This window comes from candidate division WOR-3 bacterium (assembly GCA_039801365.1).
In the GTDB taxonomy this organism is placed as follows: domain Bacteria; phylum Hydrothermota; class Tepidihabitantia; order Tepidihabitantales; family Tepidihabitantaceae; genus JBDRUN01.
Genome location: JBDRUN010000123.1, coordinates 1 through 5,221, shown reverse-complemented (window position 1 = coordinate 5,221; position 5,221 = coordinate 1). Strand labels below are relative to the sequence as shown.

Genomic DNA, 5,221 nt, shown 5'->3' with positions numbered 1-5,221 from the left:
TGGCGCTACGGGTATCATATGAAACGCGCAAGCGTCAGGCAGGGGGTCACGATGTGCCTTGGCCGGCCCTACCGGCACGACACAGTGTTTGACCAGAAATTGATTTCCGGGTAAAATATTTGGGGGTGAACGTGAGGGGTGAAAGGAAGCATCACGATTCCGACATCCAGCGCCGTGAAAGAGAACGGCAGGTACGCAGAAGTATTGGTACGACTTGGCGGAGTCTGCCACTGAGGCTGCTTTTCTGGCCGGGCGAGCTCGACCGGCTTGCTCTGCAACGGCAAGAGTCGCTATCGAGAAGACGCCAGCTCCGGACTGGAACAGACTAGAACCGGCTGCGAGCGGTCAGGCTATCTGAACTCAAGCACGCCGCCTTCGCCAACGAAGGCGATCTCCTCAAGTACAAGAAACTGACGTAGCTCCTCAACCGTGTATAGGTAAGGCCGGTTGACGCGGCGAAACCAGACTAGCTTGTCCCCGGGTTTGATCCCCGACGCTGACGGGTCTTGTGTTCGGCGCGGACTCATCCGTGCCGACATGCCAGTCAGGAGGTAAATTGCAGCCGGGTCGTTCGAGTAGAGTGAGCCCTCGAGCGGGTTCGCCCTGAGCCAGTCGAGCAGACGACTGTTGCGCCACTCGACTCCATCGTACACGCCATTACCGTTGTCATACCAGTCCCGGCACGCCGGAATAAGATGCACAAGGCGCAGGGAAAACCCGACAATGACAATAACGAACACAACCAAGGATACGGCGCGCTTTGGGTAGCGGCGGAGCAGACGAATCGCACCGCGTTCAAGACAAACTACCACAACTAGCAGCAGCAACGGTGCGATTGGGGTAAGAAGCCGCGAAATCGAGTCGTGGTAATCTGGAGTCAGGAGAAGAGCAAGACTAAGAAGGTAGCCTAATGTCAACCCGGTCCCGGTGAGCAGAACCACAGACCTGGCCTCAGGTTCCCGTACTACGTCGCGCACGGAAGAGAACGCCGCGGCGGCAAGCAGCACTGGGAACAGAACCCAAAGTCCGAAGGCAGTAGGAATCACTGGCAGCAACACTTCGGCAACGCCGGAAAAGAGAGCAACGAAGTTAGACAGGAAGGCGGTTAGATTCACACTCCGTCCCAGGCCCAAACCGGTCAGGGTCTGGGTCAGCACATAGTTCCTTGCAACCCAGACGCAAAGCGGAGTTAGGGCACATGAGACGAATAAACCGGCACGCCGAAGCCTACGCTGCCAGGGAATCGTGGCCGGAAAGGACGATATCAACGCAAACACCGGGAGGATAAATGCCACACCAATGTACCGTTGAAGGCAGGTAAGCGCGGATACGACGCAGCAAGCAGCAAGTGCAGCTCTCGCACCGGACCTAAGAAACCGGGCGAGACACACCGCGAGTACAAGCGTCAGTACAGCGAACACCGGCTCGCTCCAGACTCGGAGCGACACGGGCAGCAGCGGGGAGACTGCAATACCGAAAGCCGCAGCGACGGCAACGGTGAGCGATCTCAGAGCTCGTGCCAGCAAGAAACCACCCAGCAGGATGGCAGTACCGAACGTCGCAGCATTAAGAAATCGCGCAAACGGTAACGGGTCGGCGCCGAATATCGAACCGGTGGCCAGAAGCACTGAGAACAGCGGCGGCCACGAGACCATCGGCTCCCCCTCGAAAGTAACAATGCCACGGCCGGCCGCAAAACTACGAGCCGCGCTCAGATAGTACGCCGAATCCGGAGAAAGCCCCGGACCAAATCGACTGGTAATGAGCAAAACCGAACTAAATCCGGCTAGAGCAAGCACGCCAAGACAGGCAAAGAACACAGCACTACGTCTGCAGCGCATGCGCGCTGAGGATAGCACTCTGGCCAGGTCTGTCAAGGACAGCAAGGGGAAAACAGGACGGTCAGGAGAGCTTTACCAGAGTGGAAGGGATCCCGCTGGTGGCAGCGCCCGCAAATAGAGAAGCGCACACCGAAGGCAACCAGCTCACACTTGCATGAATACGCACCCAGTACGTGGTCAACCAACCCGGCAATGATGCCTTAGCCCGTCCGACAAAATCTCGGGTTGACAGGCACAAGGTCATGCCGCATAATACACCCACGGCATAAGCTCGGTCGGCACAGCGCTACAGCAGAAGATGTAAGATGCTGACCGTTTGGACGCCATCGGATGTCGCTAGCGATGAACTGCAAAGGAAACTGCGATGGATGAAGTTCCTATCTACGGCCGCCATGGCAAGGCGGTTTACCGACTGTGCGGCAATGTCTTCTACGACTTCCTTGGCAAGCCAAGAGGCTTCCTCGTCGGCAAGACGATATACGACCTAAAAAGGCAACACCGTGGTTTCTACGTCAGAATGGTCGTCCGCGACCGGATGGGCAAGGTCGTTGGCTATGCTGAAGACGCCCGGGTTGAAGGTCTCCAGCTGCCGTTCGTAGATATCCCGCCGGTTCCCTATAGGAACCTACCTGCGCCTGAGCTTCCGACCGACTTGGCCGACCTTGAATGCCCGGCCTTGCCACCGCTGTGGTCCGTCATGCGGCTCGAGAACCTTTTGGTCTAGCGCGAGCACCAGTCCGGGTACCAGATCTTTTCACCTTAGTTCTCGTAGGGGCTCCACCACATGAGCGAGCACTCACGGCTGGCGGCCTCGGTTGCTTCAGGCTTCAAGGACAAGGTCCGGGTTGCTTTCCTCCAGTTTGCACTCAACCAGAAACCGGATCATGTCTAGGCTACCGAAAGGCTCGGTCGTAACCCAGCCCTTGCACTAACCGCCAGCAGTCGAGTCGTTGAACCGGGCCAGCGCGGGTCAGCTCACACCGGCATCGGTGGAAAGCAGGTACCGGATATCCAAGTTACCACTTCGCGGGGTAAGCAGTGTGACAAACACATCGGGATCAGTCGGTGCGGCAATCGAGGGCTACCGCACCCAGTTGCCATAGCCCTCGGCATTGAAACACTGGGCGTCGAACGTAACCTTCAACGACCAGGTCACTCCACGGTCGGTGGGACCAAATACGTTTGGCGAGTTGCCTGACCAGCATCTGAGCATACTGTGAAGCTCGCTCGATGGATCGGCGCAGATTCCGGTGATACCGATGCGGCTGTCAATCGCCCCAGTCACTCCTTGAGACCGCTGCGGGCCTGAGACTGAATTATCTGCTTTTGGGCAACAAAGAACAAGAGAACCAGCGGCACGATGGCCATTGTGGTCGCGGCCATGAGCAACGTGTAGTTCGTGGACTGTTCGCGAGAAAAGTAGGCAAGACCAACTTGAAGCGGACGGATGGTATCGGAGTGCGTAACGATCAAAGGCCAGAAAAACGAGTTCCAAGAACCGATGACATTGAACACGGCGATAGTCACAAGTGGCGCCTTAGACAGCGGGATAACGACATGGAATAGCGTAGAGAACCGCGAGCAGCCATCTATCCGGGCCGCATCAAACAGGTCCTGAGGCAGTTGCCGAAAGTGCTGTCGCAGCAGAAAAATGCCAAAGATGTTCACGACCCAGGGCACAATCATCGCTAAGTATGTGTCAATCCAGCCGAGCCTAAACAGTATCATGTAGGATGGAACCAGGTACACTGGCAGAGGTATCATCATCAAGGCCAGAAAGACCATGAACAGCACTTCCCGACCGAAGAAACGGAAACGCGCAAAGGCATAGGCCGCAAACAGACCAGTGACAAGCACTCCGGCAAGCGTGGCGAAGGTGACAAGCAAGGTATTACCCATGTAGCGCCAGAGCGGAATCTGGCGGAACACCTCGACGTAGTTCTGAAACTGCGGAGACGAAGGAAACCAGGTGGGAGGAAACCGCAACGCCTCGAGCGGAGTCTTGAGCGAAGTAGAGACCATCCAGAAAAAAGGCAGAACCATTGCGACACTTCCAAGGATAAGTAGGAGATGTATCGGCAGTTTGTTCAGACCCAGTCTGTGCATTGATCACTCCGCCACAGGAACTTCCAATGACTATCTTGTTGTCTTATCTCCCGAAGCCTATTCTCCACTTCTTTCGCCCTGAGCGAACATCGAGATCGACCACGGCTGACGCTATCATCCATAGTGTACCCTGCGCTCCAAGACAGTGCGCTGGAAGATAGTCAGACCCAGGATGATTAGAAACGCAAAGAAGGCGATGGAAGCGCCATAGCCTAGGCGCCAGAGCTCAAACGAGTTCTCGTAGAAGTAGTACATCACCACCTTGGTTGTGGACAACGGTCCGCCGGCCGGTGGACCGGTCATTATCCAGACCTGGGCAAAAGCCTCAAACGCAACAATCGAACTCATGATAAGCACGTAGTAGGTTGTAGGCGAAATCAACGGCCATGTGATGCTGCGAAACAGTCGGAACCGTGTCGCACCGTCAATCCGAGCTGCTTCGTAGTACGTGCCTGGGATATTCTGAAGCCCGGCCAGGAAAATCACGATGTTATACCCGAGACCCTTCCATACACCCATCATAACCAACGAACACAGCGCGACCGATGGACCGCGTAAAGCATACGGCAGCTGATTTGTAGTATCGCCAACGACAAGCTGGATGAGGCCACGAGGGTCCTGCAACCATCTCAGGCCGTGCAAACCGACCCAGGACAGAACGTAATTCAAAAGCCCCCGGTCAGGATGCAGAATCCAACGCCAGACAACCGACACTGCAACAATCGAGGTCACTACCGGCAAATAGTAGATTGTTCGATACACACCAAGGGCTCTGATTTTCTGATTGAGCAGGACGGCGATGACAAGTGATAGCACAAGAGTGGCCGGAACCTCAAGCGCCATGTACCAGCCAGTGTTCAATAGCGACTTCCAGAATACCGGGTCCTGAAGCACGGCAAGGTAGTTACCAAAACCGACGAAAGCACGAGCGCCGGCCATGCCCCAATCGTACAGGCTGACCCGAACCGATAGAACAATCGGCAGAATACGAAATACGGCAAGTACCAGAACTGCGGGGAGAAGATAGAAGTAAGCAGAAAGCGTCTCCCTCAGATGAGAACGAGAAGACAAACGGGAGACGCCATACGTCATCTCCCAACGAGTATATTGTCCCAGCCGAGCGCAGTCAATGTTGGAGTAGGTCCCCGGGGGCCGGCCAAGGCACATCGTGACCCCCTGCCTGACGCTTGCGCGTTTCATATGATACCCGTAGCGCCAGCAACTCGTCAAGGTCGAGCGCAGGCAACAGGAGAACACCCTGGTCTACCTGCGGC

5 protein-coding genes are annotated in these 5,221 nt (G+C 56.1%); 1 reads left to right on the top strand and 4 read right to left on the bottom strand.

The genetic code is table 11. The features are described 5' to 3' along the window. Positions 1–350: 350 nt before the first annotated feature. Entirely contained in the window at positions 351–1,841 is a 1,491-nt protein-coding gene (locus ABIL25_10805) for a hypothetical protein (GenBank protein MEO0082756.1), read from the bottom strand. Positions 1,842–2,205: 364 nt separating this feature from the next. Here ABIL25_10805 and ABIL25_10800 point away from each other — a divergent pair, with 364 nt between their 5' ends. Continuing rightward, positions 2,206–2,565, top strand: a complete 360-nt coding sequence (locus ABIL25_10800) for a 4-fold beta flower protein (GenBank protein MEO0082755.1) — start codon at positions 2,206–2,208, stop codon at positions 2,563–2,565. A 357-nt stretch (positions 2,566–2,922) separates the two neighbouring features. On the opposite strand, the gene ABIL25_10795 is transcribed toward ABIL25_10800, so the two are convergent. The 3 genes from ABIL25_10795 to ABIL25_10785 form a co-directional block, all read right to left on the bottom strand. Next, positions 2,923–3,126, bottom strand: a complete 204-nt coding sequence (locus ABIL25_10795; protein MEO0082754.1) for a hypothetical protein — start codon at positions 3,124–3,126, stop codon at positions 2,923–2,925. Further along, a complete protein-coding gene (locus ABIL25_10790) occupies positions 3,123–3,947 on the bottom strand; it encodes a carbohydrate ABC transporter permease (protein ID MEO0082753.1) in 825 nt (274 codons plus the stop codon). Before ABIL25_10790 ends, ABIL25_10795 begins: the two co-directional genes overlap by 4 nt. A gap of 114 nt (positions 3,948–4,061) precedes the next feature. After that, the gene (locus ABIL25_10785) at positions 4,062–5,039 is read right to left on the bottom strand and encodes a sugar ABC transporter permease (protein MEO0082752.1); all 978 of its coding nucleotides are present in this window, start codon (positions 5,037–5,039) and stop codon (positions 4,062–4,064) included. Positions 5,040–5,221 lie beyond the last annotated feature (182 nt).